22 protein-coding genes, 6 tRNA genes and 1 other RNA gene are annotated in these 22,252 nt (G+C 53.9%); 14 read left to right on the forward strand and 15 right to left on the reverse strand.

Annotated elements, in window-relative coordinates:
- Nucleotides 1-37: 37 nt before the first annotated feature.
- The 7 genes from HZZ01_RS00830 (at nt 38) to HZZ01_RS00860 (ending at nt 6,994) form a co-directional block, all read left to right on the forward strand.
- Nucleotides 38-1,054 carry a sulfate ABC transporter substrate-binding protein gene (locus HZZ01_RS00830; protein ID WP_179895104.1) on the forward strand — a complete coding sequence of 339 codons (1,017 nt, stop codon included), beginning with the start codon at nt 38-40 and terminating at the stop codon, nt 1,052-1,054.
- Nucleotides 1,054-1,887 carry a sulfate/thiosulfate ABC transporter permease CysT gene (gene cysT, locus HZZ01_RS00835; protein ID WP_090958872.1) on the forward strand — a complete coding sequence of 278 codons (834 nt, stop codon included), beginning with the start codon at nt 1,054-1,056 and terminating at the stop codon, nt 1,885-1,887. Before HZZ01_RS00830 ends, cysT begins: the two co-directional genes overlap by 1 nt.
- Nucleotides 1,887-2,762 (forward strand): sulfate/thiosulfate ABC transporter permease CysW, encoded by an 876-nt coding sequence (gene cysW, locus HZZ01_RS00840; RefSeq protein WP_179895105.1) that lies wholly within the window; start codon nt 1,887-1,889, stop codon nt 2,760-2,762. The genes cysT and cysW overlap by 1 nt, the downstream gene beginning before the upstream one ends.
- Nucleotides 2,752-3,840, forward strand: coding sequence for a sulfate/thiosulfate ABC transporter ATP-binding protein CysA (gene cysA, locus HZZ01_RS00845; RefSeq protein ID WP_179895106.1), 1,089 nt, complete (start codon nt 2,752-2,754; stop codon nt 3,838-3,840). The genes cysW and cysA overlap by 11 nt, the downstream gene beginning before the upstream one ends.
- A gap of 81 nt (nt 3,841-3,921) precedes the next feature.
- On the forward strand, nt 3,922-4,806 hold the full coding sequence (cysM, locus tag HZZ01_RS00850) for a cysteine synthase CysM (protein ID WP_179895107.1): 885 nt from the start codon (nt 3,922-3,924) through the stop codon (nt 4,804-4,806).
- Nucleotides 4,807-4,976: 170 nt separating this feature from the next.
- Nucleotides 4,977-5,657 (forward strand): response regulator transcription factor, encoded by a 681-nt coding sequence (locus HZZ01_RS00855; RefSeq protein ID WP_179895108.1) that lies wholly within the window; start codon nt 4,977-4,979, stop codon nt 5,655-5,657.
- Nucleotides 5,654-6,994 (forward strand): ATP-binding protein, encoded by a 1,341-nt coding sequence (locus HZZ01_RS00860; RefSeq protein ID WP_179895109.1) that lies wholly within the window; start codon nt 5,654-5,656, stop codon nt 6,992-6,994. The genes HZZ01_RS00855 and HZZ01_RS00860 overlap by 4 nt, the downstream gene beginning before the upstream one ends.
- 61 nt (nt 6,995-7,055) lie before the next feature.
- Here HZZ01_RS00860 and crr read toward each other — a convergent pair whose 3' ends face one another.
- The 6 genes from crr to cysZ all read right to left on the reverse strand — a co-directional run bounded on the left by crr (nt 7,056) and on the right by cysZ (nt 12,010).
- Complete coding sequence (gene crr, locus HZZ01_RS00865; RefSeq protein WP_008926530.1) at nt 7,056-7,556, reverse strand: PTS glucose transporter subunit IIA; 501 nt, start codon at nt 7,554-7,556, stop codon at nt 7,056-7,058.
- A 42-nt stretch (nt 7,557-7,598) separates the two neighbouring features.
- Nucleotides 7,599-9,326 carry a phosphoenolpyruvate-protein phosphotransferase PtsI gene (gene ptsI, locus HZZ01_RS00870; protein WP_179895110.1) on the reverse strand — a complete coding sequence of 576 codons (1,728 nt, stop codon included), beginning with the start codon at nt 9,324-9,326 and terminating at the stop codon, nt 7,599-7,601.
- A gap of 161 nt (nt 9,327-9,487) precedes the next feature.
- Nucleotides 9,488-9,745, reverse strand: a complete 258-nt coding sequence (ptsH, locus tag HZZ01_RS00875) for a phosphocarrier protein Hpr (protein WP_003848868.1) — start codon at nt 9,743-9,745, stop codon at nt 9,488-9,490.
- Between the two features lie 172 nt (nt 9,746-9,917).
- Nucleotides 9,918-10,112 (reverse strand): hypothetical protein, encoded by a 195-nt coding sequence (locus tag HZZ01_RS00880; RefSeq protein WP_179895111.1) that lies wholly within the window; start codon nt 10,110-10,112, stop codon nt 9,918-9,920.
- Between the two features lie 20 nt (nt 10,113-10,132).
- Nucleotides 10,133-11,101: a cysteine synthase A gene (gene cysK / locus HZZ01_RS00885; protein WP_179895112.1), complete on the reverse strand. Its 969-nt coding sequence runs from the start codon at nt 11,099-11,101 to the stop codon at nt 10,133-10,135.
- A 141-nt stretch (nt 11,102-11,242) separates the two neighbouring features.
- Nucleotides 11,243-12,010 carry a sulfate transporter CysZ gene (cysZ, locus tag HZZ01_RS00890; protein ID WP_179895113.1) on the reverse strand — a complete coding sequence of 256 codons (768 nt, stop codon included), beginning with the start codon at nt 12,008-12,010 and terminating at the stop codon, nt 11,243-11,245.
- 218 nt (nt 12,011-12,228) lie between these two features.
- Between cysZ and zipA the strand changes: the two genes are divergently transcribed.
- The 3 genes from zipA (at nt 12,229) to HZZ01_RS00905 (ending at nt 15,547) form a co-directional block, all read left to right on the forward strand.
- Nucleotides 12,229-13,233: a cell division protein ZipA gene (gene zipA, locus HZZ01_RS00895; RefSeq protein WP_179895114.1), complete on the forward strand. Its 1,005-nt coding sequence runs from the start codon at nt 12,229-12,231 to the stop codon at nt 13,231-13,233.
- Nucleotides 13,234-13,308: 75 nt separating this feature from the next.
- A complete protein-coding gene (ligA, locus tag HZZ01_RS00900) occupies nt 13,309-15,336 on the forward strand; it encodes an NAD-dependent DNA ligase LigA (RefSeq protein WP_179895115.1) in 2,028 nt (675 codons plus the stop codon).
- Nucleotides 15,329-15,547, forward strand: coding sequence for a DUF3820 family protein (locus HZZ01_RS00905; RefSeq protein ID WP_179895116.1), 219 nt, complete (start codon nt 15,329-15,331; stop codon nt 15,545-15,547). The genes ligA and HZZ01_RS00905 overlap by 8 nt, the downstream gene beginning before the upstream one ends.
- Nucleotides 15,548-15,575: 28 nt before the next feature.
- Here HZZ01_RS00905 and HZZ01_RS00910 read toward each other — a convergent pair whose 3' ends face one another.
- Nucleotides 15,576-16,586 (reverse strand): bile acid:sodium symporter family protein, encoded by a 1,011-nt coding sequence (locus tag HZZ01_RS00910; RefSeq protein ID WP_179895117.1) that lies wholly within the window; start codon nt 16,584-16,586, stop codon nt 15,576-15,578.
- A 95-nt stretch (nt 16,587-16,681) separates the two neighbouring features.
- Between HZZ01_RS00910 and HZZ01_RS00915 the strand changes: the two genes are divergently transcribed.
- The gene (locus HZZ01_RS00915; protein ID WP_179895118.1) at nt 16,682-17,602 is read left to right on the forward strand and encodes a LysR family transcriptional regulator; all 921 of its coding nucleotides are present in this window, start codon (nt 16,682-16,684) and stop codon (nt 17,600-17,602) included.
- Here HZZ01_RS00915 and HZZ01_RS00920 read toward each other — a convergent pair.
- From HZZ01_RS00920 to HZZ01_RS00945, 6 genes are all read right to left on the reverse strand, one after another.
- On the reverse strand, nt 17,599-17,940 hold the full coding sequence (locus tag HZZ01_RS00920; protein ID WP_179897007.1) for a FlxA-like family protein: 342 nt from the start codon (nt 17,938-17,940) through the stop codon (nt 17,599-17,601). The genes HZZ01_RS00915 and HZZ01_RS00920 overlap by 4 nt on opposite strands.
- Before the next feature lie 148 nt (nt 17,941-18,088).
- Nucleotides 18,089-18,222: non-coding RNA, RtT sRNA (locus HZZ01_RS00925), on the reverse strand.
- A 42-nt stretch (nt 18,223-18,264) separates the two neighbouring features.
- Nucleotides 18,265-18,340, reverse strand: a tRNA-Lys gene (locus HZZ01_RS00930).
- Nucleotides 18,341-18,344: 4 nt separating this feature from the next.
- Nucleotides 18,345-18,420, reverse strand: a tRNA-Val gene (locus tag HZZ01_RS00935).
- A 36-nt stretch (nt 18,421-18,456) separates the two neighbouring features.
- A tRNA-Val gene (locus HZZ01_RS00940) sits at nt 18,457-18,532 on the reverse strand.
- Between the two features lie 41 nt (nt 18,533-18,573).
- Nucleotides 18,574-18,649: transfer RNA gene (locus HZZ01_RS00945), tRNA-Val, on the reverse strand.
- Between the two features lie 271 nt (nt 18,650-18,920).
- Between HZZ01_RS00945 and gltX the strand changes: the two genes are divergently transcribed.
- The gene (gene gltX, locus HZZ01_RS00950; RefSeq protein ID WP_179895119.1) at nt 18,921-20,336 is read left to right on the forward strand and encodes a glutamate--tRNA ligase; all 1,416 of its coding nucleotides are present in this window, start codon (nt 18,921-18,923) and stop codon (nt 20,334-20,336) included.
- A gap of 36 nt (nt 20,337-20,372) precedes the next feature.
- Here gltX and HZZ01_RS00955 read toward each other — a convergent pair whose 3' ends face one another.
- Together HZZ01_RS00955 and HZZ01_RS00960 are read right to left on the reverse strand one after the other, a co-directional pair.
- Complete coding sequence (locus HZZ01_RS00955) at nt 20,373-20,726, reverse strand: YfeC-like transcriptional regulator (protein ID WP_179895120.1); 354 nt, start codon at nt 20,724-20,726, stop codon at nt 20,373-20,375.
- 111 nt (nt 20,727-20,837) lie between these two features.
- On the reverse strand, nt 20,838-21,626 hold the full coding sequence (locus HZZ01_RS00960) for a formate/nitrite transporter family protein (protein ID WP_179895121.1): 789 nt from the start codon (nt 21,624-21,626) through the stop codon (nt 20,838-20,840).
- 360 nt (nt 21,627-21,986) lie between these two features.
- On the opposite strand from HZZ01_RS00960, the gene HZZ01_RS00965 reads away from it, so the two are divergent.
- Both HZZ01_RS00965 and HZZ01_RS00970 read left to right on the forward strand, forming a co-directional pair.
- Nucleotides 21,987-22,062, forward strand: a tRNA-Ala gene (locus HZZ01_RS00965).
- A 44-nt stretch (nt 22,063-22,106) separates the two neighbouring features.
- Nucleotides 22,107-22,182, forward strand: a tRNA-Ala gene (locus HZZ01_RS00970).
- Nucleotides 22,183-22,252 lie beyond the last annotated feature (70 nt).

Below are 22,252 nucleotides of genomic sequence, written 5' to 3' on the forward strand. Positions count from 1 at the left end.
CGGGTGAGATCCGCATCAAACTTTTTCAGGGTGCCAAATGACATTACAAGCGATGAAAAAAATCGTGAGCGGTATCGCGTTGTCGCTGAGCATGGCCGGCGCAGCCAATGCCACTGAACTGCTTAATAGCTCTTACGATGTGTCGCGGGAGTTATTTGTTGCCCTGAATGCTCCGTTTGTTAAACAGTGGGATGCCAGCCATCCTGCTGATCCCCTTACCATCAAAATGTCGCACGCTGGCTCATCGAAGCAGGCGCTGGCTATTCTGCAGGGACTGCGCGCGGATGTGGTGACCTATAATCAGGTTACGGATGTGCAGGTGCTGCATGACAAAGGCAACCTGATTGCCGCAGACTGGAAAAGCCGCCTGCCGAACAACAGCTCACCTTTCTACTCCACCATGGCGTTTCTGGTGCGCAAAGGAAATCCTAAGCAGATTCACGACTGGTCAGATCTGACCCGCAGCGATGTGAAGCTGATTTTCCCTAACCCAAAGACTTCCGGTAATGGCCGTTATACCTATCTGGCCGCCTGGGGCGCAGCGGACAAAGCCGATGGCGGCGATCAGGCCAAAACCCAGGCCTTTATGACTCAGTTCCTGAAAAACGTGGAAGTGTTTGATACCGGCGGCCGCGGCGCGACGACGACCTTTGCTGAGCGCGGGCTGGGTGACGTACTGATTAGCTTTGAGTCGGAAGTGAATAATATCCGCAATCAGTACGGCAAAGATGAGTATGAAGTCGTGGTGCCGAAAACCAACATTCTGGCGGAGTTTCCGGTGGCGTGGGTGGATAAGAACGTCGGCATCAATAAAACCGCTGAGGCGGCCAGTGCTTACCTGAACTATCTCTATACGCCCGAAGCACAGAACATTATTACGCACTACTACTACCGCGTGAACAACCCACAGCTGATGACAGCGCAGAAAGATCGCTTCCCGGAGACCCGCCTGTTCCGGGTTGAAGATGCCTTTGGCGGCTGGGACAAGGTGATGAAGACGCATTTCGTCAGCGGCGGTGAGCTCGATAAATTGTTAGCGGCGGGGCGCGGATAATGTTTGCAGCCAGCCAGAAACGTGTATTGCCCGGCTTTGGTCTTAGCCTTGGTACCAGCCTGCTCTTTACCTGCCTGATTCTGCTGCTGCCGATCAGTGCGGTGATTATGCAACTGTCGCAGATGACGCTGCAGCAGTACTGGGATGTGGTCACCAACCCGCAGCTGATAGCAGCCTATAAAGTGACGCTGCTCTCTGCCGGTGTCGCCTCTCTGTTTAATGCGGTGTTCGGCATGCTGATGGCATGGATCCTGACCCGTTATCGCTTTCCGGGTCGGGCATTGCTGGATGGCCTGATGGATCTTCCTTTTGCATTGCCAACGGCAGTGGCGGGCCTGACTCTTGCCGGACTCTTTTCCGTCAATGGCTGGTACGGACAGTGGTTCGCCCATTTCGACATCAAAATTTCCTACACCTGGATAGGTATCGCCATTGCCATGGCCTTTACCAGTATTCCGTTTGTGGTGCGTACCGTCCAGCCAGTGCTGGAAGAGTTAGGTCCTGAGTATGAAGAGGCGGCCGAAACGCTGGGAGCCACGCCATGGCAGAGCTTCCGCCGCGTGGTGCTGCCGGAAGTGGCGCCTGCGCTGCTGGCCGGTACGGCGCTTTCTTTTACCCGCAGCCTGGGTGAGTTCGGTGCGGTGATCTTTATTGCCGGTAATATCGCCTGGAAAACGGAAGTCACCTCACTGATGATTTTTGTCCGGTTGCAGGAGTTCGACTATCCGGCGGCCAGCGCCATCGCCTCGGTGATCCTGGCGGCCTCTCTGATTCTGTTATTCGCGATTAACACATTACAAAGCCGCTTTGGCCGTCGTCTGGGAGGTCACTAATGGCTGAGGTTTCACAACTGAATCATGCGGCGCATCAGCCTGTGAACTGGGGCAAGTGGTTGCTGATTGGTATCGGCACGCTGATCTCGATTCTGTTGCTGGTGGTGCCGATGGCCTCTATCTTCTGGGAAGCGCTGAATCAGGGGCTGATTGTCGCTCTCCATAATCTGGCTGATCCTGACATGCTGCACGCCATCTGGCTGACAGTGATGGTGGCACTGATTACCGTACCGGTGAATCTGGTGTTCGGCACGCTGCTCGCCTGGCTGGTGACGCGCTTTACCTTTCCAGGTCGCCAGCTGCTGCTGACCCTGTTCGATATTCCTTTTGCTGTGTCGCCGGTAGTCGCCGGTCTGATGTATCTGCTGTTCTGGGGCGTTAATGGCCCGGCGGGCGGCTGGCTGGATGCACATAACATCCAGGTTATGTTTGCCTGGCCTGGCATGGTGCTGGCGACGGTGTTTGTGACCTGTCCTTTTGTGGTGCGCGAACTGGTCCCGGTCATGCTGAGTCAGGGCAGTCATGAAGATGAAGCGGCGGTGCTGTTAGGTGCGTCTGGCTGGCAGATGTTCCGTCGTGTGACGCTGCCAAACATTCGCTGGGCGCTGCTGTATGGCATCGTGCTGACTAATGCCCGTGCGATTGGTGAATTTGGTGCGGTCTCGGTGGTATCGGGATCGATTCGCGGTGAGACCTACACATTACCGCTTCAGGTTGAATTATTGCATCAGGACTACAACACCGTTGGCGCATTTACCGCAGCCGCTCTGTTAACCCTGATGGCAATTGTGACACTGTTTCTGAAAAGCATTGTGCAGTGGCGTTTAGAGCAACAGCACAAACGCCTGCAACAGGAGGGAAATCATGAGCATTGAGATTAACAAGATCAACAAGTCCTTTGGTCGCACCTCGGTGCTGAACGATATCTCTCTGGATATTGCCTCGGGTGAAATGATGGCGCTGCTTGGCCCATCAGGCTCGGGTAAAACAACGCTGCTGCGTATTATCGCCGGGCTGGAGCATCAGAACAGCGGTCAGATCCGTTTTCATGGCAACGATGTAAGCCGCCTGCATGCGCGCGATCGTCAGGTTGGTTTCGTCTTCCAGCACTACGCGCTGTTCCGTCATATGACGGTGTTCGACAATATCGCCTTTGGCCTGACCGTGCTGCCGCGTCGTAAACGCCCTTCAACGGCGGAGATCAAACAGCGTGTTACCCGTCTGCTGGAGATGGTGCAGCTGTCCCATCTGGCGAATCGCTTCCCGGCACAGCTGTCGGGCGGCCAGAAACAGCGTGTGGCGCTGGCGCGTGCACTAGCGGTTGAACCACAAATTCTGCTGCTGGATGAACCTTTTGGCGCGCTGGATGCGCAGGTGCGTAAAGAGCTGCGTCGCTGGCTGCGTCAGTTGCATGAAGAGATTAAATTCACCAGCGTGTTCGTGACCCACGACCAGGAAGAGGCGATGGAAGTCGCGGATCGCGTTGTGGTGATGAGCCAGGGCAACATCGAACAGGTCGGCACGCCAGATGATGTATGGCGCGATCCGGCAACCCGCTTTGTGCTGGAGTTTTTGGGTGAAGTGAATCGCTTTGATGGTGACATTCAGGGATCGCAGTTCCACGTTGGCGCGCATCACTGGCCGCTGGGTTATACCTCGGCACATCAGGGCGCGGTTGAACTGTTCCTGCGTCCGTGGGAAATCGACGTTTCACGCCGCAGCAGTCTGGAAACGCCGCTGCCGGTTCAGGTGCTGGAAGTCAGCCCGCGTGGTCATTTCTGGCAGCTGGTGGTTCAGCCCGCTGGCTGGCAGAGCGAGCCAGTTTCGGTGGTGTTTGAAGGTGAGCAGACGGCCCCGATTCGCGGCGAACGCCTGTTCGTTGGCCTGCAGCAGGCGCGCCTCTATAAAGGCGATACACCGCTGCGCCCGGTTGCCTTTGCACAGAGCGCCTGATATTTTCTCATCAACAGCGGGCGGGAGTGTGACTCCCGCCTTTTTTTCGCCTCTCGTTTGTAACAGGCCAGGAAGCAGACCGTGACGACTCTTGAAAATACCATCGGCAATACCCCGCTGATTAAGTTGCAGCGCCTGACGCCTGCCAACGGCAGTGAGGTCTGGCTCAAGCTGGAAGGCAATAATCCGGCGGGCTCGGTAAAAGATCGCGCGGCCTGGTCGATGATTAATCAGGCAGAGCTGCGTGGTGATATTTCGCCCGGCGATCAGTTGATTGAAGCCACCAGTGGCAACACCGGTATTGCACTGGCGATGATCGCGGCGATGAAAGGCTATCGTCTTCGCCTGCTGATGCCGGATAACATGAGTCAGGAGCGGCAGGACGCGATGCGGGCTTACGGCGCGGAGCTGATTCTGGTGCCGCAAGAGCAGGGCATGGAAGGGGCGCGCGATCTGGCGCAGGCGATGGCGGCGCGTGGTGAAGGCCGGGTGCTGGATCAGTTCAATAATCCCGATAACCCGCTGGGTCACTATCAAACAACCGGGCCAGAGTTGTGGCAGCAGTCGAATCAGCGCATGACCCATTTTGTCTCGAGCATGGGCACCACTGGCACCATCACCGGCGTGGGGCGTTACCTGAAAGAGCACAATACGGGCGTGAAAGTGATCGGTTTACAGCCGAGTGAAGGCAGCAGCATTCCCGGTATTCGTCGCTGGCCGCTGGCCTATCTGCCGGGGATCTACCGGCCCGATCTGGTGGATGATGTGATGGATATGACGCAGAAAGAAGCCGAAGAGACCATGCGGGCGCTGGCTCGCCGTGAAGGCATTTTCTGTGGCGTCAGTTCAGGTGGCGCGGTAGCGGGCGCGCTGCGCATTGCACAGGCAAATCCGGGCAGCGTTGTGGTAGCGATCGCCTGCGATCGCGGCGATCGTTATCTCTCGACCGGACTCTATCACCAGTAACCTCTGCGGAGGCAGAAATCAGGCCTGTGCGCGCGTTTGCTGCCCACAGGCCTTTTTTTCAGCCAGGATTTCACGCGCCGGATAGGCTGAATCTGTAAGGATCACGTAAATCAGGCTGCGCGAATGCCCGGCACAGGACAAAATAGCGCCAATTCTGTTGAGAGATAACCATGAAAATTTTGCTTGTTGATGATGATGTCGAATTAGGCACGATGCTAAGCCAGTATCTGATTGCCGAAGGATTTGATGCACAACTGGTTCTGACCGGCAGCGCCGGTATTCAGGGCGCGCTGTCGGGAGAATTCACCGCCATGATTCTGGACATCATGCTGCCCGACATGAGCGGCATCGATTTGTTACGTCAGGTGCGGCAGAACAGCCGGATACCGGTGATTATGCTGACGGCTAAAGGCGATAACATCGATCGCGTTATTGGTCTGGAGATGGGCGCGGATGACTATATGCCTAAGCCCTGTTATCCGCGCGAGCTGGTGGCCCGCCTGCGTGCGGTATTGCGTCGTTTCGAAGAACAGGTGCCGCAGCCAGGCGCCAAAGAGCCGCTGCGCTGGGGGGATCTGATACTGAATCCTGCCACACGTATAAGCGAATGGCAGGGGCGAGCCTTCGATCTGACTGCGTCAGAATTTAATCTGCTGGATTTGCTGCTGCGTGCGCCAGACAGAGTGGTTTCGAAAGATGAGCTTTCTGAAAAGGGGCTGGGACGTCCGCGTGAAGCCTATGACCGCAGTGTCGATGTGCATATCAGTAACATCCGTCAGAAGCTCAGCGCGTTAACTGCTGACACTATCAACATCGAAACCGTCCGCAGTATCGGTTACCGCATTCGATGAGGCAGAGTTACCGTGGACGCATGTTCTGGAAGATCTTTATTGGCTTCTGGGTCGTTTTTGTCATCATGAGCCAGCTCATCTGGCTTGGCTTCACGCTCTCCGGTAAGCGGCACGAACCCCCGGAAATCCTGGCTATCCGTCGTATTGTGGATCTGCAGATGACTTCTGCCGCGTCGGTGCTGGAACGGGCCGGACCTGATGCGCTGAATGCGATGCTGTCGGACTGGGATAGCAGCGATCGGCAATTTTTCCACGTGACGCAGCAGCCAGAATCAACACAATCACAAAACAGCGGCAATCTGGATTACGTGGGGCGTCTTCCTGAAGAGGTAGTGCGCTGGGTTCGCGGTGCCGATGGCAAAGAGTATCAGCTGCGCTACGACCTGGATGGCATGCGTAAAGACAGCACACATGACATGATGCGGCGCAAATTTCTGAATATTCCCGAGCCGATGTTTATCTTCGCCGGTTCGGTGGGCTTGCTCTTCAGTCTGCTGCTGGCCTGGAATCTGACGCGCCCCATGCGTCAGCTGCGGGAAGGATTTTCACGGGTGGCTGAGGGCGATTTAAGCGTACGGCTGTTCCCGATTATGCGTAAGCGCCACGACGAAATCTCAAACGTGGCAGAAGCCTTCGATGCTATGGTCGAGCGGCTTGATACGCTGGTGCGTGCCCGTGAAGAGCTGCTGCACGATATCTCACATGAGCTTCGTTCACCGCTGGCACGACTGCAACTGGCGACCGGTCTGGCCAGGCAGACGCCAGAAAGTGTAAACAGTTCGCTTGACCGCATTGACGAAGAGGCGCGGCGGCTGGACAAGATGATCGGCGAACTGCTGACGCTGTCGCGAGCTGAGCATGAAAGCATGCCGGATGAGCAATATTTTGATCTGACGGGTTTGCTGCAGGCGGTTATCACCGATGTCCGTTATGAAGCGCAGATTCCTGGCGTGCAGGTAGAGTTGCAGGTCGATAATGAGGCCGATTACACCGTGCGGGGCAACGCAGAGCTGATACGGCGCGGCGTCGAGAACGTGCTACGTAACGCGCTGCGCTTCTCCCTGCCAGGCCAGCGTATTGAGGTCGATTTACGTGCAGAGCAGCAGTGGCTGGCGATCCAGGTGCGCGATCAGGGGCCAGGCGTCGATGAGGAGAAACTCTCCAGCATTTTCGATCCGTTTGTGCGGGTGAATTCGCCGCTGATGGGCAAAGGCTATGGTCTGGGGCTGGCTATCGTGCGCAAAGTGGTGCTGGCACATCATGGTGAAGTTGAGGCTCGTAACCGGCCTGAAGGCGGACTGGAGCTGACGCTGCGTCTGCCACACTGGCAGCCCTGAAAACGGATGCCCCAGAAACGATAACGGCACCCGTGGGTGCCGTTATGTTATGAACGAATGCTTACTTTCTGATGCGAATCACCGGCGTTTCGCCGACGGTGACCTGGCCAGACAGCTTAATCAATTCCTTGATTTCATCCATGTTGGAGATGACAACCGGTGTCAGGGTTGATTTCGCTTTCTCTTCCAGCAACGGCAGATCGAACTCGATAACCACGTCGCCTTTTTTGACCTTCTGGCCTTCTTCAGCGATGCGTTTGAAGCCTTCACCTTTCAGTTCAACCGTATCGATACCGAAATGGACGAACAGCTCAATGCCGTTGTCTGATTCGATCGAAAAAGCGTGATTAGTTTCAAAAATCTTGCCGATAGTGCCATCCACAGGCGCAACCATTTTGTTGCCGCTGGGTTTAATCGCAATACCGTCGCCCACGATTTTCTCTGCAAACACCACATCTGGTACGTCTTCAATGTTCACGATTTCGCCTGACAGAGGCGCTACGATGTCAATTGTCCCAGCGCTATCCGTTTTTTCGCCAAAAAGTTTAGAAAACAAACCCATGATCTTCTCCTAAGCAGTAATTTGGGGCCAGCATCATGCAGATTAGCAGAGCGTCTTTTCCTTAATGAACTTGTTGACCAGGTTCATTAACTCATCCGCAGTAGGTTGAGCCAGTGCCTGCTCTGCCAATGCCTTCGCATCTTCAAAATTAGTATTACGAATGATTTTCTTGATGCCAGGGATAGAAATGGCACTCATGCTGAACTCGTCCAGCCCCATTCCCAGTAACAGTAGTGTAGCACGTTCATCACCTGCCAGCTCACCACACATGCCGGTCCATTTACCTTCAGCGTGAGATGCATCAATGACTTGCTTGATTAAGTTAAGCACAGACGGCGACATTGGGTTGTACAGGTGTGAGATCAAATCATTACCACGATCGACCGCCAGAGTATACTGCGTCAAATCGTTTGTCCCAATACTGAAGAAGTCGACTTCTTTCGCCAGATGATGCGCAATCACAGCTGAAGCCGGGGTTTCCACCATAATGCCGACTTCAATGCTCTCATCAAAGGCTTTACCTTCTTCACGCAACTGCGCTTTCAGCAGTTCAAGTTCCGCTTTCAGGCTGCGGACTTCTTCAACCGAAATAATCATCGGGAACATAATGCGCAGCTTACCGAAGGAAGAGGCGCGCAGGATGGCACGCAGCTGCGCATGCAGAATCTCTTTGCGGTCCATGGCGATACGGATCGCGCGCCAGCCGAGGAACGGGTTCTCTTCTTTCGGCAGGTTCATGTAAGGCAGATCTTTGTCACCGCCGATGTCCATGGTACGCACGATAACGGCCTGTGAACCCATCGCTTCAGCCACGGCTTTGTACGCCTGGAACTGCTCTTCTTCACTCGGCAGAGAGTCACGGTCCATGAACAGGAATTCGGTACGGTAGAGGCCAACGCCTTCGGCACCGTTACGCTCAGCACCGGCGATATCGCGCACGGTACCAATGTTGGCGCAGACTTCAACCTGATGACCATCCAGCGTGACGGCTGGCAGATCTTTCAGCTTGGCTAATTCGTGTTTTTCCGACAGATACTGGTTCTGTACGGCTTTCAGCTCTTCCTGAATCGCTTCTGAGGGATTGACGTGAATCGCATTATTAACGCCGTCCAGGATCAGGAAATCGCCGTTTTTAATCGTGACGGTCACATTGCCGGTTCCGACAATAGCTGGAATCTCCAGTGAGCGCGCCATGATTGAGGTATGTGAGGTACGGCCACCCAGATCGGTGATAAAGCCCAGCACCTTTTTCAGATTCAGCTGTGCAGTTTCTGACGGCGTTAAATCTTTGGCCACCAGAATGGATTCGTCCGGAATAGCGCTCAGGTCAACGATGTGCAGACCGAGGATGTTTTGCAGCAAACGCTTACCGATGTCGCGCACGTCAGCCGCACGCTCTTTCAGATATTCGTCATCTAACTCTTCCAGGGCTTTTGCCTGGCCATCGATGACAGAATAAGCAGCAGCATCGGCAGAAGCGTGATCTTTTTTAATCAGATCGATGATTTCCTGCTCCAGCTCTTCATCTTCCAGCAACATAATGTGGCCTTCGAAGATGGCTGCTTTCTCTTCACCGAGGGTTTCACCCGCTTTGACGCGAATCGCTTCCAGTTGTAATGCCGCTTTGCTACGGCCATCGAGGAAGCGTTGTACTTCCTGCTCAACCTGGTCATCAGAAATTTTCTTACGGTTGATGACGATCTCGTCTTCTTTCAGCAGCAGTGCTTTGCCGAAAGCGATACCTGGTGATGCTAAAATGCCTGAAATCATAACGCTACCTTTTAATCACGATGGCTGATGGGACTCTATGCGGTGCCATTGTCGCGGGACACGTACTCTACGAAAGCAATAACGCGGACAGGTTGTCCGCGATCAAGATGTTTGCACTCAATGGCGCAGAGGAGTCGATTGGCTGGCGAGCTGAGCGGAGATTACTCCAGTTCAGCCATCAGTTTGACCAGATGCTCAACTGCTTTCTGCTCGTCTTCACCTTCCGCAGAAAGGGTCACAACCGTTCCCTGGGTTAAACCCAGTGTCTGCAGCTTGAACAGGCTTTTCGCGCTCGCTGATTTACCGTTTGAGGTCACGGTAATTTCTGACTGGAACGCTTTGGCTTCTTTTACGAATTGCGCAGCTGGGCGAGTATGCAGACCGTTTGGTGCAGTAATGGTAACTTCTTGCTGGAACATTCTATTTCCCCAACGTTATCAGGATGAGTGTTATGGATCTAAAGTCTAGCCTGGAGCCTTCACTTTAGCCTGTGTAGGTGCGCGGGTATAGCTTCATGCTGACCAAAGACGCGCATGCGTCAAATCTACAATCCGTTGCGTCTCAAAACCGATTCTACACGTCACCGGTTAATTATGCCGTGATTCGCCGTTTCACTGAATCTGTAAATCGATTCAGCTTGATCCACTTCAAGCGCGGATTAATTTCAGGCATCGAAATAATTGGCAGTCTGAATACCAGATCGGTATCACTGAAATCAATCTGCCGGGTGATGAAAGTGAGATCTGCACCACAAAAAAGCACCCGGTCGGGTGCTTTTTTCTCCATTTTCAGACTATCCGCTTCTGCTACTGGAGCTCTTTTTCAGTGAAGAGATCGGCGAACAACGCGGTACTCAGATAGCGTTCGCCAGAGGAGGGCAGAATCACCACAATGTTTTTATTGGCGAAGGTTTCATCTTCCTGCAGCTTCAGTGCTGCGGCTACGGCAGCACCGGATGAGATGCCGGCAAGAATACCTTCCTCTTCCATCAGCCTGCGTGCCGTACTGATCGCTTCTTCGTTGGTGATAGCCACCACGCGGTCAACCAGATTCAGCTCCAGGTTACCCGGAATGAAACCTGCACCGATACCCTGGATTTTATGTGGGCCAGGTTTGATCTCTTCACCGGCCATTGCCTGAGCAATGACGGGTGAATCGGTCGGCTCAACCGCGACCGTAATCAGATCTTTCTTGCCTTTGGTGTTCTTGATGTAGCGGCTCACACCAGTCAGTGTCCCGCCAGTGCCGACACCGGCAATAAAGACATCCACTTCACCATCGGTATCTTCCCAGATTTCCGGGCCGGTCGTCTTTTCGTGGATTTCCGGGTTAGCCGGGTTGCTGAACTGCTGCAACAGCACATATTTGTCCGGATCGCTGGCGACAATCTCTTCCGCTTTGCCAATGGCACCTTTCATGCCTTTGGCGCCTTCAGTCAGTATCAGCCTGGCGCCCAGCGCTTTCAGCAATTTACGGCGTTCCACTGACATGGTTTCCGGCATGGTCAGCGTGAGTTTATAACCGCGCGCAGCGGCAACGTAGGCCAGGGCAATACCGGTGTTACCGCTGGTCGGTTCAACCAACTCAATGCCTGGTTTCAGAATACCGCGTTTCTCAGCGTCCCAAATCATATTGGCACCGATACGGCATTTAATGCTGAAGCTCGGGTTACGGGATTCAACTTTCGCAAGAATGCGGCCGTTACCGATGCGGTTCAGTCGAACCAGCGGCGTATGACCAATTGTCAAAGAGTTGTCTTCATAGATCTTACTCATAGCCTGCCCTTAACTGTATGAATTATTGGGAACCCTATGAGCATACCTGTTCTGCCTGGGGGCGGAAGGAAAGAAATCGTATATCTATATGTCCCCTGGCAATAAGCCCTGCTAAAAAGAGCATAAGGCGCGCGGGTCAGTTTAACGCACCTCACGGCGGGCAAGTTGTGGTCGGTAGCGATCGACCCACATGGCGGTGGCACCGCAGACGGCAACAGGCATGATCACCAGGTTCAGAATCGGAATCATAGTAAACAGGCTGGTTAGCGCGCCAAACTGCATATTGGCCGTTTTATGCCGACGCAGGGCGTTACGCATCTGTTGAAACGGCACTTTGTGGTTATCGAAAGGATAGTCGCAGTACTGAATGGATAACATCCATGCACTGAACAGGAACCACAACACCGGTGCAACCGTCTGACCAAAACCAGGAATGAAGTAGAGCAGCAGCAGTCCCAGCGCGCGAGGCAGGTAGTAGCCCAGTTTTTGCATTTCGCGTTTCATAATGCGCGGCACATCTTTGATCATTCCCGCCCAGCCACTGTCAGGCAGAGGCTTACCGGTCAGGCGGCCTTCAAGTTGCTCGGCCAGCAGGCCACAAAAAGGGGCGGCAATGAGGTTTGCCAGCGTCGAAAAGAAGTAACTAAAGACCAGCACAATCGCAATCACCGACAGCGGCCATAACAGATAGCTCAGCCACTGCAGCCACTCCGGAACATGTGCCATCAGGCGTGGGATCCAGTCACCGAGACGGAAGAAAAGCCAGACGAATGCGCCGCCCAGCATGATGATGTTGATCAGCAGTGGCATTACGACAAAGCGGCGAATGCCAGGAAGACGAACCAGTTTCCAGCCCTGGCTAAAGTAGTGCATGCCGTTAAAATTTGAGACGGAATTCTCAAGGGCCATAAAGCCAATTCTCCTGAAGGTGTTAGGGCGCGCTCACTATAACCTGGCTTTTTCTCCAGGCCAGGTGCTGTTTGAGTAAAAAAACAGCAAAAAAGCGTGGGTTGTCTATCTTATTTGTCAGAAAATACTGCACAGACTTGCACTTGTGTAGCAGGGCAAATACAGTTAGAGGATAAAGTTTGCCGCGGTGGCAAGGTATTGGAACAACAGAGAATACAATGATGCAGGATTTGCGTCTGATATTAATCGTTGTTGGCGCGATCGCCATTATAGCGCTCCTTCTTCACGGGCTGTGGACCAGCCGTAAAGAGCGTTCGTCAGTGTTCCGCGATCGCCCGCACAAACGTCTAAAACAACGTGATGAACATGATGAGCAGGACCTGATTGACGACGAAGATGACGGCGTCGGCGAAGTTCGTGTTCGTTCTGAGCGCAACGTCCATCAGGAACCGCGTTTCGATGAGATCCGCGAGCCACAGCCAGAAGCGCCGCGTAAGCAAGCGCCTGCTGAGCCTGTGCGTCAGCCTGCGCCACGACCCGCACCGCAGCCCGAAACTGAAAGCGATCCGCTTTTCAACACGGCGCCGAAGTCTGCTCCGCAACCGCGCCCTGAACCGGCTCGTCAGCAGCCTGCACCGACTTTTGTCGCGCCGCCCGTCCAGGCCGACCCGCTGCTGGATCTCGATCCACTTGAATCTGTACAGCCGGCACCACAGTACCAGGCCGAACCTGAACCTGAGCCACAGCCTGAAGTGTCATCGGCTCCTGTACCAGAACAGCCTGCTGCTAAAGCGCCAGCGGAAAAACCGAAAGAAGCGGTGCTGGTGTTACATGTTGCCGCACATTCGGGCGGTGAACTGAACGGTGAGGCATTGCTGCAGGGTATTCTGCAGGCGGGCTTCCAGTTTGGTGAAATGAACATTTTCCATCGCCATCTTAGTCCTGCTGGCAGTGGTCCGGTCCTGTTCAGTCTGGCTAATATGGTTAAGCCAGGCTCGTTCAACCCTGACCTGATGACCGATTTCAGCACGCCTGGCATCTCGATCTTTATGATGGTGCCTTCGTATGGTGATGCGAATCAGAACTTCAAATTGATGCTGCAATCGGCACAACGTATCGCTGATGATGTTGGCGGCGTGGTGTTGGATGATGAGCGTCGCATGATGACACCACAGAAGCTGGAAACCTACAAAGCGCGTATCCGCGATGTGGTTGGCGTCTGAGATCTGCGCTAACCGCTATATGAATTGTTAAAACAAACCCCCGCCTGTCGGGGGTTTTTTATCTGATGGGGCTTTATGAAATCCGTCCTGGATCACATCACCGAACTGCGCACCACGTTGCGCCATCATGAATATCTCTATCATGTCATGGATGCGCCGGAAGTGCCGGATGCCGAATACGATCGCCTGATGCGTGAACTGCGCCAGTTGGAAGAGGAACACCCCGACCTTATCACCCCGGACTCGCCGACACAGCGCGTGGGCGCTGCGCCGTTGACGGTGTTTGAGCAGGTGCGCCATGAAGTCCCCATGCTGTCGCTGGATAACGCCTTTGACGAAGCCACATTTTTGGCCTTTAACAAGCGGGTGCAGGATCGACTTAAAAGCAGTGAAGACATTACCTACTGCTGCGAACTCAAGCTTGATGGCGCTGCGGTCAGCCTGATGTATGAAAATGGCCTGCTGGTTCAGGCGGCAACGCGCGGTGACGGGACGACTGGCGAGAACATTACCGCCAACGTCCGTACCATTCGCGCGATCCCGCTGCGGCTTAAAGGCGACAACATCCCGGCCCGGCTGGAAGTGCGCGGCGAAGTGTTTATGACGCAGCGCGGCTTCGAAAAGCTGAATGAAGAAGCACGTCGGACAGACGGCAAAGTTTTTGCTAACCCGCGTAACGCAGCAGCAGGCTCTTTGCGCCAGCTTGATCCGCGCATTACTGCCAAACGTCCGCTGACCTTCTTCTGCTACGGATTTGGCCTGCTGGAAGGCGGTGAGATGCCGCACAGTCACATGGGGCGTCTGCAACAGTTTAAAGCCTGGGGTCTGCCGGTCAGCGACCGCATTAAACTGGTGCACAACGCGGAAGAAGCTCTGGCCTTCTACCGTGATATTGAGCAACAGCGTCCGAAACTGGGTTTTGATATTGATGGTGTCGTGATCAAGGTCGATTCACAGGCTCTGCAGGAGAAACTGGGCTTTGTAGCTCGCGCCCCGCGCTGGGCGATTGCCTTTAAATTTCCGGCACAGGAACAGCTGACCTGGGTACGTGACGTCGAATTTCAGGTTGGACGTACGGGCGCCATCACGCCGGTGGCGCGCCTTGAGCCGGTACAGGTCGCGGGCGTTATCGTCAGTAATGCCACACTGCATAATGCGGATGAAATCGCACGGCTGGGTTTGCGCATCGGGGATCGGGTCGTCATTCGCCGCGCCGGTGATGTGATCCCGCAGGTGGTGAATGTGGTGATTGCTGAGCGCCCTGATGAGACGCGTGAAGTCCTGTTCCCGGCCCACTGTCCGGTCTGCGGCTCTGAGGTGGAACGGGTCGAAGGAGAATCGGTCACGCGCTGCACTGGCGGCTTGATCTGCGGCGCACAGCGCAAAGAAGCACTGAAGCATTTTGTCTCACGTCGGGCGCTGGATGTTGATGGCATGGGCGATAAGATTATCGACCAGCTGGTGGAGAAAGAGTATGTCAACACGCCCGCCGACCTGTTCCGTCTCACGGCGGGCAAGCTGACCGGGCTGGATCGTATGGGGCCAAAATCGGCGCAAAACGTCGTCGATGCGCTGGAGAAGGCGAAGTCGACCACGCTGGCACGTTTCCTCTATGCGCTGGGCATTCGCGAAGTAGGTGAAGCTACCGCCGCCAACCTGGCTAACCATTTTGGTGAATTACAGAAGGTCATGGATGCCGATCTTGAGGCGCTGATTGCTGTGCCGGATGTCGGCAAAGTCGTTGCCGCACACGTGCGGAATTTCATGGAGGAGGAGAGCAATCGTGAGGTTATTCGCCAGCTGACCGAGGAAATTGGTATCCACTGGCCGCAGGTGGTGGTGGTGAGAGCCGAAGAGATCGACAGTCCGTTTGCGGGTAAAACGGTGGTGCTGACCGGCTCGCTGTCCCAGATGAACCGCGATGATGCTAAAGCGCAGCTGACCGCGCTGGGTGCAAAAGTCAGCGGCAGCGTATCGAAGAAAACCGATCTGCTGATTGCCGGTGAAGCGGCCGGTTCAAAGCTGGTGAAAGCGCAGGAGCTGGGCATAGAAGTGATTGATGAAGCGGAAATGATCCGTCTGCTGGGGACCGGAGGTGGATGAACATCAGCTGGTGGCGATAGCCAATACGCCTATGCCGTTTGGCAAATATAAAGGGCGGATGCTGATCGATCTGCCTGAGGCTTATCTGTTGTGGTTTGCCCGCAGTGGCGACTTCCCGTCTGGTCTGTTGGGTGATTTGATGCAGCTTACCCTGACCATAAAAATAGAAGGTCTGGAGGGATTAGTTAAACCGCTCCAGACCCGCAAGTAAAAAATGCCCGCGCAGGCGGGCGACTGATTTACTTCTGTGACTCCATCACTGAATCTTTAACCTTTATAGTCTGCTGTTTCTCATTGGTCTTCTTGTAACGGCCGGCAATAAACGAGCAGACCATCAACTGCACCTGATGGAAAATCATCAGCGGCAACACAATGATCCCCACGGTACTGGCCGGGAACAGAATATTGGCCATCGGCACCCCATTCGCCAGACTCTTCTTCGAGCCACAAAACAGCACCACAATCTCGTCGGCGCGTTTAAAGCGGAACAGACGCGAGGCCAGCAGGTTGATAATCAGCACGGCAGTTAGCAGGATAATGGAACCCGCCACAATCCACAGCAGCGTAATCAGGCCAACGCGATGCCAGATACCGTTCACCACCGCTTCGCTGAAGGCGGAATAGACCACCAGCAGAATCGAGGTCTGGTCAGTTTTGCCAATCAGGCTGCGGTGTTTCTCAATCCAGCCACCGATCCAGCGACGTGAGAGGTGACCCAGAATGAAAGGCACCATGAGTTGCAGCATAATCTTACCGATCTGTTCCAGACCATCACTCGGCGCGCTGCTGTGAATATCCATCACCAGATTCACCAGCAATGGCGAAATAAACACACCCAGCAGGCTCGATGCCGAGGCGCTGCACACCGCTGCCGCAACGTTACCGCCCGCCATTGAGGTAAATGCGATGGCGGACTGCACGGTAGCAGGCAGGATACAGAGGTAGATAAAGCCGGTATAAATTTCCGGGCCGACATCAACCGGATGCCACCAGACCAGCAGCAGACCCAGTGCCGGAAACAGCACGAAAGTGCTGAACATAATCCACAAATGCAACTGCCAGTGACTGCTGCCTGCGATGATTTTTTCACGTGAAAGTTTGGCACCGTGCATAAAGAACAACAGCGCTATCGCTGCCGTCGCGAGGTAGCTGAAGATATCAACGTAGATTCCTTTCGCTGGCAGGAAAGTAGCCAGCAGCACGGTGATAATGAGTTTAACCATCATCGGATCGAGTTTTAAAAAGCCCATTGTTAAAATCCGGTAAATTTTTCAATAGCGCGATTGTGCGATAAATGGTTTTAGAAATAAAATTGATTTATTGAATTAATCTATGAGTTAAATCGATGAATTACACGCTGCGCCAGCTACGGACTTTTATTGCGGTTGCCCACTACGGTGGTTTCAGTCAGGCGGGGCAGGCGATAGGTCTGAGTCAGTCGGCAGTCAGCCACAGTATTAAAGAGCTGGAAGCGGAAACCGGCGTCCGGTTGCTGGATCGAACAACGCGTGAGGTGATGCTGACCGAGGCAGGTAAACAGCTGGCGTCACGCATGGAGCGCCTTCTGGAAGAGATTCATACGACGCTGCTGGATATCCGCAGTTTCGGTGAGCAGCGCAGTGGCACCGTCAGAGTAGCAGCCAGCCAGACCATTTCCGCCCATCTTATGCCGCAATGTCTGGCTGCCAGCCAGCACCATTATCCCGATATTAAAGTGATACTGCACGATCGCGCCCAGCAGTGGGTACTGCAAAGTGTGCGTAACGCCGAAGTCGACTTCGGGATTGTGATTGGGCCGCTCAGCGACAGCGATTTTGACAGCATCGCGATTCTGGATGAGCCTTTCCTGCTGTTGTGCCGCGATGATGATCCGCTGGCGCAGGTGGAAAGGGCAGAATGGTCGATGCTGGATGGTCGCACCATGGTGTTGCAGGATTACGCGTCTGGCAGCCGGGTATTGATTGATGCGGCGATGCAGCAGCAGAATATCAGGGCTGAAGTGGTGCAGGAGATTGGCCATCCCGCTACGCTGTTTCCGATGGTACAGGTAGGGATTGGCATTAGTATTTTGCCTGCGCTGGCGTTACCGTTACCGGCGGATCGCGCCCTCACAGTGCGGCGTCTTTATCCGGAAATTAATCGGAGTTTGACGCTGATCAAACGCAAAAACCGTTCACTGACGCCGGCTGCCGAAGCGATCTGGCAGGAAGTGCGCCAGCAGGCGGCGCTGCTGGCGCAACAACGTGAGGCCAGACCCGCGTTTTAGATATAGACGTCGACTTTATTGGTATCAGTTGGGCGGTTAATACCGTCCGCTTTGTTTTCACTGACAGATGCGCTGTCACTTTGTGGCTGATCCTGCTCGGCTTGCTTCTGTTCCAGCTGAGCAATCTGCGCCTGCAGCATGGTAATTTGTGACTGATACATCTGCTGCATCTCAGACTTCTGTTCGTCAGTCAGTTCTTTATTGTCGGCCAGCTCTTTGACCTGCGTTAAGACATTCTGAATCTGTTTATTCAGCGCAGCAACCTGCGAGGCCACACTGCCGCCGCCGCTATCACCGCCACTGACTGCACTGCTTAAAATTCCAGTAATTGAAGACATCATTTTCTCCCTGTAAGTGGTCACATACGTTATCGGCACGCTGCGAAACGACTTGAGAGCGGAAATGGTTAAGGTTGCGAAAAGACTGAGACGTTAAATCTGCGCAGCAGAAACAAAAAAAGCGCCCAAAAGGCGCTTTTTTCTGAATTGGTGGGTCGTGCAGGATAGCCTCGGCCCGTCGTGGGCCTCGCCCTGCGGGTGATGCTATCGCATCAGCCTGAATCGCCGGACGATTCAGTCGAACCTGCAGCAGGTTCTCACCCTGCACGGTAAGTCCGTGCTCCGGAAACAAAAAAAGCGCCCAAAAGGCGCTTTTTTCTGAATTGGTGGGTCGTGCAGGATTCGAACCTGCGACCAATTGATTAAAAGTCAACTGCTCTACCAACTGAGCTAACGACCCGAAGTGGTGGGTGATGACGGGTTCGAACCGCCGACCCCCTCCTTGTAAGGGAGATGCTCTACCAACTGAGCTAATCACCCACTTCGTACTTCAGTACTACTTTAACAGGCTGGATATGGTGGGTGATGACGGGTTCGAACCGCCGACCCCCTCCTTGTAAGGGAGATGCTCTACCAACTGAGCTAATCACCCATATCTTCATACCTGTTCACTGCGGGCCACGCTGTTAAGAGTGGTGGGTGATGACGGGTTCGAACCGCCGACCCCCTCCTTGTAAGGGAGATGCTCTACCAACTGAGCTAATCACCCCCGCTGTGTGGAGTCGCATTATAGGGATAGTTGATTTTGAGTCAACGCTTTTTAAAACATAAATGTGCGTTCGGTTTATTTTTAAACATCCTGTCGCGCTTTTAGCCAATACGCTGGTTTTACTGGCAGAAAAGCCGCTTTTCCCGGACGGCAACCGCCGGGCATGCATTGAGGATTCACCATCAGATGCTAGAATGTGCCCACTGTTTTTCGCGACTAACCTGTTTTTTGTCATCCAGACAGAGAACCCGCGCATCTAAGGCAATACTCAATGAAAATCAAAACACGCTTCGCGCCCAGCCCGACCGGCTATTTACATGTCGGTGGCGCCCGTACTGCACTTTACTCCTGGCTCTTTGCCCGTCACAACCAGGGCGAGTTCGTGCTGCGCATTGAAGATACCGATCTGGAGCGCTCCACACCGGAAGCTATCGAAGCCATCATGGATGGCATGAACTGGCTCAGCCTCGACTGGAACGAAGGCCCTTATTACCAGACTAAACGTTTTGATCGCTATAACGCGGTCATTGATGACATGCTGGAAGCGGGCACTGCCTATAAATGCTACTGCTCTAAAGAACGTCTGGAAGCCCTGCGTGAAGAGCAGATGGCGAACAACGAAAAGCCACGTTATGACGGCCGCTGCCGTGACAGCCATGAACATCATGCTGATGATGAGCCGTGTGTCGTGCGTTTCCGTAATCCGCAGGAAGGTTCGGTCATTTTTGACGACCAGATCCGTGGCCCGATCGAGTTCAGCAACCAGGAACTGGATGATCTGATCATCCGCCGCACGGATGGGTCGCCAACTTACAACTTCTGCGTCGTCGTAGATGACTGGGATATGGGCATCACCCACGTTATTCGCGGTGAAGACCATATCAACAACACGCCTCGTCAGATCAACATCCTCAAAGCGATTGGCGCGGAGGTGCCGGTCTATGCCCACGTCTCAATGATTCTGGGTGATGATGGCAAAAAGCTCTCCAAGCGTCATGGCGCGGTAGGCGTAATGCAGTATCGGGATGATGGCTACCTGCCTGAAGCGCTGCTTAACTACCTGGTTCGTCTGGGCTGGTCACATGGTGATCAGGAAATTTTCAGCGTCGCTGAAATGGCTGAGCTGTTTACGCTGGATGCTGTCAGTAAATCTGCCAGTGCGTTCAATACTGAGAAATTGCAGTGGCTGAACCATCACTATATCAATACGCTGCCGCCAGAATATGTGGCGACACATCTGCAGTGGCATATTGAAGAGCAGAAAATTGATACCCGCACCGGGCCTGAACTGGCGAAGCTGGTCGGGCTGCTGGGCGAGCGCTGCAAAACGTTGAAAGAGATGGCTGCATCCTGCCGCTACTTCTATGAAGACTTTGCTGAGTTTGATGCAGACGCGGCGAAGAAACATCTTCGTCCTGTGGCGCGTCAGCCGCTGGAAGTGGTGCGCGATAAGCTGGCCGCGATCGCTGAGTGGACTGCTGAAAACGTACATCAGGCTATTCAGAGCGCCGCAGATGAGCTGGAAGTCGGAATGGGCAAAGTGGGCATGCCATTGCGTGTGGCCGTGACCGGTGCCGGTCAGTCTCCGGGTCTGGATGTCACCGTAGAAGCGATCGGCCGCAGCCGCAGCGTTGCGCGTATTGAGCAGGCTCTGGCCTTCATCAGTGAGCGTGAAGCACAGGCTTAATAAACTCCAACCGGAAGCGTCACGCTTCCGGTTTCTTTACGCCTCACCGATTCCCAGCCGCTCCAGCACGCCTTTAATCCCTTCGCGTAAAATTAATGCAGTGAACTGATCCTGTTCAGCCTGACTCATTTGCTGGATGGAACTTATCAATAACGCAGGTAACGAATTCGCTACTGCACCATAAGTTGCAGCGGGTTCGTTGAGATTGCGGGTCGACTGAATAAAGCTTTTTACGCGCTCATCAATATGAATCAGACGTGCCTTACCGCCCTGTACACCGGGCTTTGGCGTGGTTGTCCAGTTCTCCCGCTTGATCCATTTATTCACCGTTTGCCGACTGTAACCCGTTTCTGCAGCCAGTTCTTCGGGGGTAAGCCATTCCTTTTTCACGATGCTATCCCTGTTAAATACATTAGCGGTACATCTTACAGGAAAACGTAACGGTGAAAAGTAACTGAGGCTGAAATTGCCTTTTGTCTGATGACAAAAGGCAAAACAGGATTACTGCGGATTGCTGGCGGGTTCAGCGGCAGGACGGTATGCAAGGAAATAGGCCAGACCTACGAAGACGGCACCACCGACGGCATTACCTAAGAAGACGGCAACGAAGTTAGGGAAGTATTCTGCCCAGCTCATCTGACCGGCAAAAATGGCGGCCGGGATAATAAACATGTTGGCGACGACGTGCTGGAAGCCGATAGCAACAAACGCCATCACCGGGAACCACATACCGAAGATCTTACCGACCATATCTTTACTGGCAAATGCCAGCCAGACCGCCAGACAAACCAGCCAGTTACAGCCAACGCCGGAAATAAAGGCGTGCAGGAAATCGGCATGGACTTTTGCAGAGGCGATAGCCACGGTCTTTTTCAGGTAATCGCCTTCGGTCATACCCAGCATGTGACCGAAGAACCACGCGACAGCTACGCTGCCCACGAAGTTTGCCAGGGTCACCCAAAACCAGTTACGCGCTACGCTCATAAAACTGATGCGACGGGCGAACCAGGCCACGGGTAACGTCATCATATTGCCGGTCAGTAACTCGCCACCCGCCAGCACGGTCATGATGATACCCACCGGGAAGACGGCGGCACCTAACAGGCCACTAAAAGAGCCCCATTCAGCGGGCAGGGAGTTAATAACATGAAGATCCAGCAGGAAGCCGGTCGCAATAAATGCGCCCGCCATAAAGCCGAGAATCAAGAGGATGCTCACAGGCGAACGGCTTTTAGCCACGCCTGACTGGATCGCCAGTTGTGCGATTTCTTTAGGTGTATGCAGCGACATAGTATCTCAATAGTTTTTTTATGATTAATGGGGACGATTACGCCTGGTGGACGCGTGGCGCGCGGGAGAGGGTCCTGGCGGCCACTAAATTAGCGGGCTAAGTTTTGCATGCGAAAAAGGCGAAGACAAGAAAATTCCTATAACATATTTAACCGTGCTTTAACCTGATGGCAGTCTCTATAACAGTAAAAAAACGGTCCTGCCTGACCAGACACCGTTTTTACCTGCAGCATGCTGCTGAAACTGCGCAGGTTGCCGCCTTTTTCAGCGATCAAACAGAGAATGTCATTTTGCCGTTGACACCCCGGAGGCGGTTTCATATTATGCCGTCCGTCGCTTAACGCGACAGTTTTTCGGTTCGGGGCTATAGCTCAGCTGGGAGAGCGCCTGCATGGCATGCAGGAGGTCAGCGGTTCGATCCCGCTTAGCTCCACCAAACTTCTTCCCAGACGTTTGGCACTGAAAAACAATTCCAGATGTGGGGGTATAGCTCAGCTGGGAGAGCGCTTGCATGGCATGCAAGAGGTCAGCGGTTCGATCCCGCTTATCTCCACCATTTTCTGACACGTCGTTGTCAAAATTCTTTCCGATTGATCATGCATTCGCCTCTTTCTGCGAATCTTAGT

Source organism: Pantoea sp. WMus005 (assembly GCF_013415305.1).
Taxonomy (GTDB): Bacteria; Pseudomonadota; Gammaproteobacteria; order Enterobacterales; family Enterobacteriaceae; genus Pantoea; species Pantoea rara.

Coding starts and splice junctions, on each gene's coding strand:
- HZZ01_RS00830 (WP_179895104.1), top strand. CDS start 38: ATGACATTACAAGCGATGAAAAAAATCGTGAGCGGTATCGCGTTGTCG.
- cysT (WP_090958872.1), top strand. CDS start 1,054: ATGTTTGCAGCCAGCCAGAAACGTGTATTGCCCGGCTTTGGTCTTAGC.
- cysW (WP_179895105.1), top strand. CDS start 1,887: ATGGCTGAGGTTTCACAACTGAATCATGCGGCGCATCAGCCTGTGAAC.
- cysA (WP_179895106.1), top strand. CDS start 2,752: ATGAGCATTGAGATTAACAAGATCAACAAGTCCTTTGGTCGCACCTCG.
- HZZ01_RS00855 (WP_179895108.1), top strand. CDS start 4,977: ATGAAAATTTTGCTTGTTGATGATGATGTCGAATTAGGCACGATGCTA.
- HZZ01_RS00860 (WP_179895109.1), top strand. CDS start 5,654: ATGAGGCAGAGTTACCGTGGACGCATGTTCTGGAAGATCTTTATTGGC.
- crr (WP_008926530.1), bottom strand. CDS start 7,556: ATGGGTTTGTTTTCTAAACTTTTTGGCGAAAAAACGGATAGCGCTGGG.
- ptsI (WP_179895110.1), bottom strand. CDS start 9,326: ATGATTTCAGGCATTTTAGCATCACCAGGTATCGCTTTCGGCAAAGCA.
- ptsH (WP_003848868.1), bottom strand. CDS start 9,745: ATGTTCCAGCAAGAAGTTACCATTACTGCACCAAACGGTCTGCATACT.
- HZZ01_RS00880 (WP_179895111.1), bottom strand. CDS start 10,112: ATGGAGAAAAAAGCACCCGACCGGGTGCTTTTTTGTGGTGCAGATCTC.
- cysK (WP_179895112.1), bottom strand. CDS start 11,101: ATGAGTAAGATCTATGAAGACAACTCTTTGACAATTGGTCATACGCCG.
- cysZ (WP_179895113.1), bottom strand. CDS start 12,010: ATGGCCCTTGAGAATTCCGTCTCAAATTTTAACGGCATGCACTACTTT.
- zipA (WP_179895114.1), top strand. CDS start 12,229: ATGATGCAGGATTTGCGTCTGATATTAATCGTTGTTGGCGCGATCGCC.
- ligA (WP_179895115.1), top strand. CDS start 13,309: ATGAAATCCGTCCTGGATCACATCACCGAACTGCGCACCACGTTGCGC.
- HZZ01_RS00910 (WP_179895117.1), bottom strand. CDS start 16,586: ATGGGCTTTTTAAAACTCGATCCGATGATGGTTAAACTCATTATCACC.
- HZZ01_RS00915 (WP_179895118.1), top strand. CDS start 16,682: ATGAATTACACGCTGCGCCAGCTACGGACTTTTATTGCGGTTGCCCAC.
- HZZ01_RS00920 (WP_179897007.1), bottom strand. CDS start 17,940: ATGTCTTCAATTACTGGAATTTTAAGCAGTGCAGTCAGTGGCGGTGAT.
- gltX (WP_179895119.1), top strand. CDS start 18,921: ATGAAAATCAAAACACGCTTCGCGCCCAGCCCGACCGGCTATTTACAT.
- HZZ01_RS00960 (WP_179895121.1), bottom strand. CDS start 21,626: ATGTCGCTGCATACACCTAAAGAAATCGCACAACTGGCGATCCAGTCA.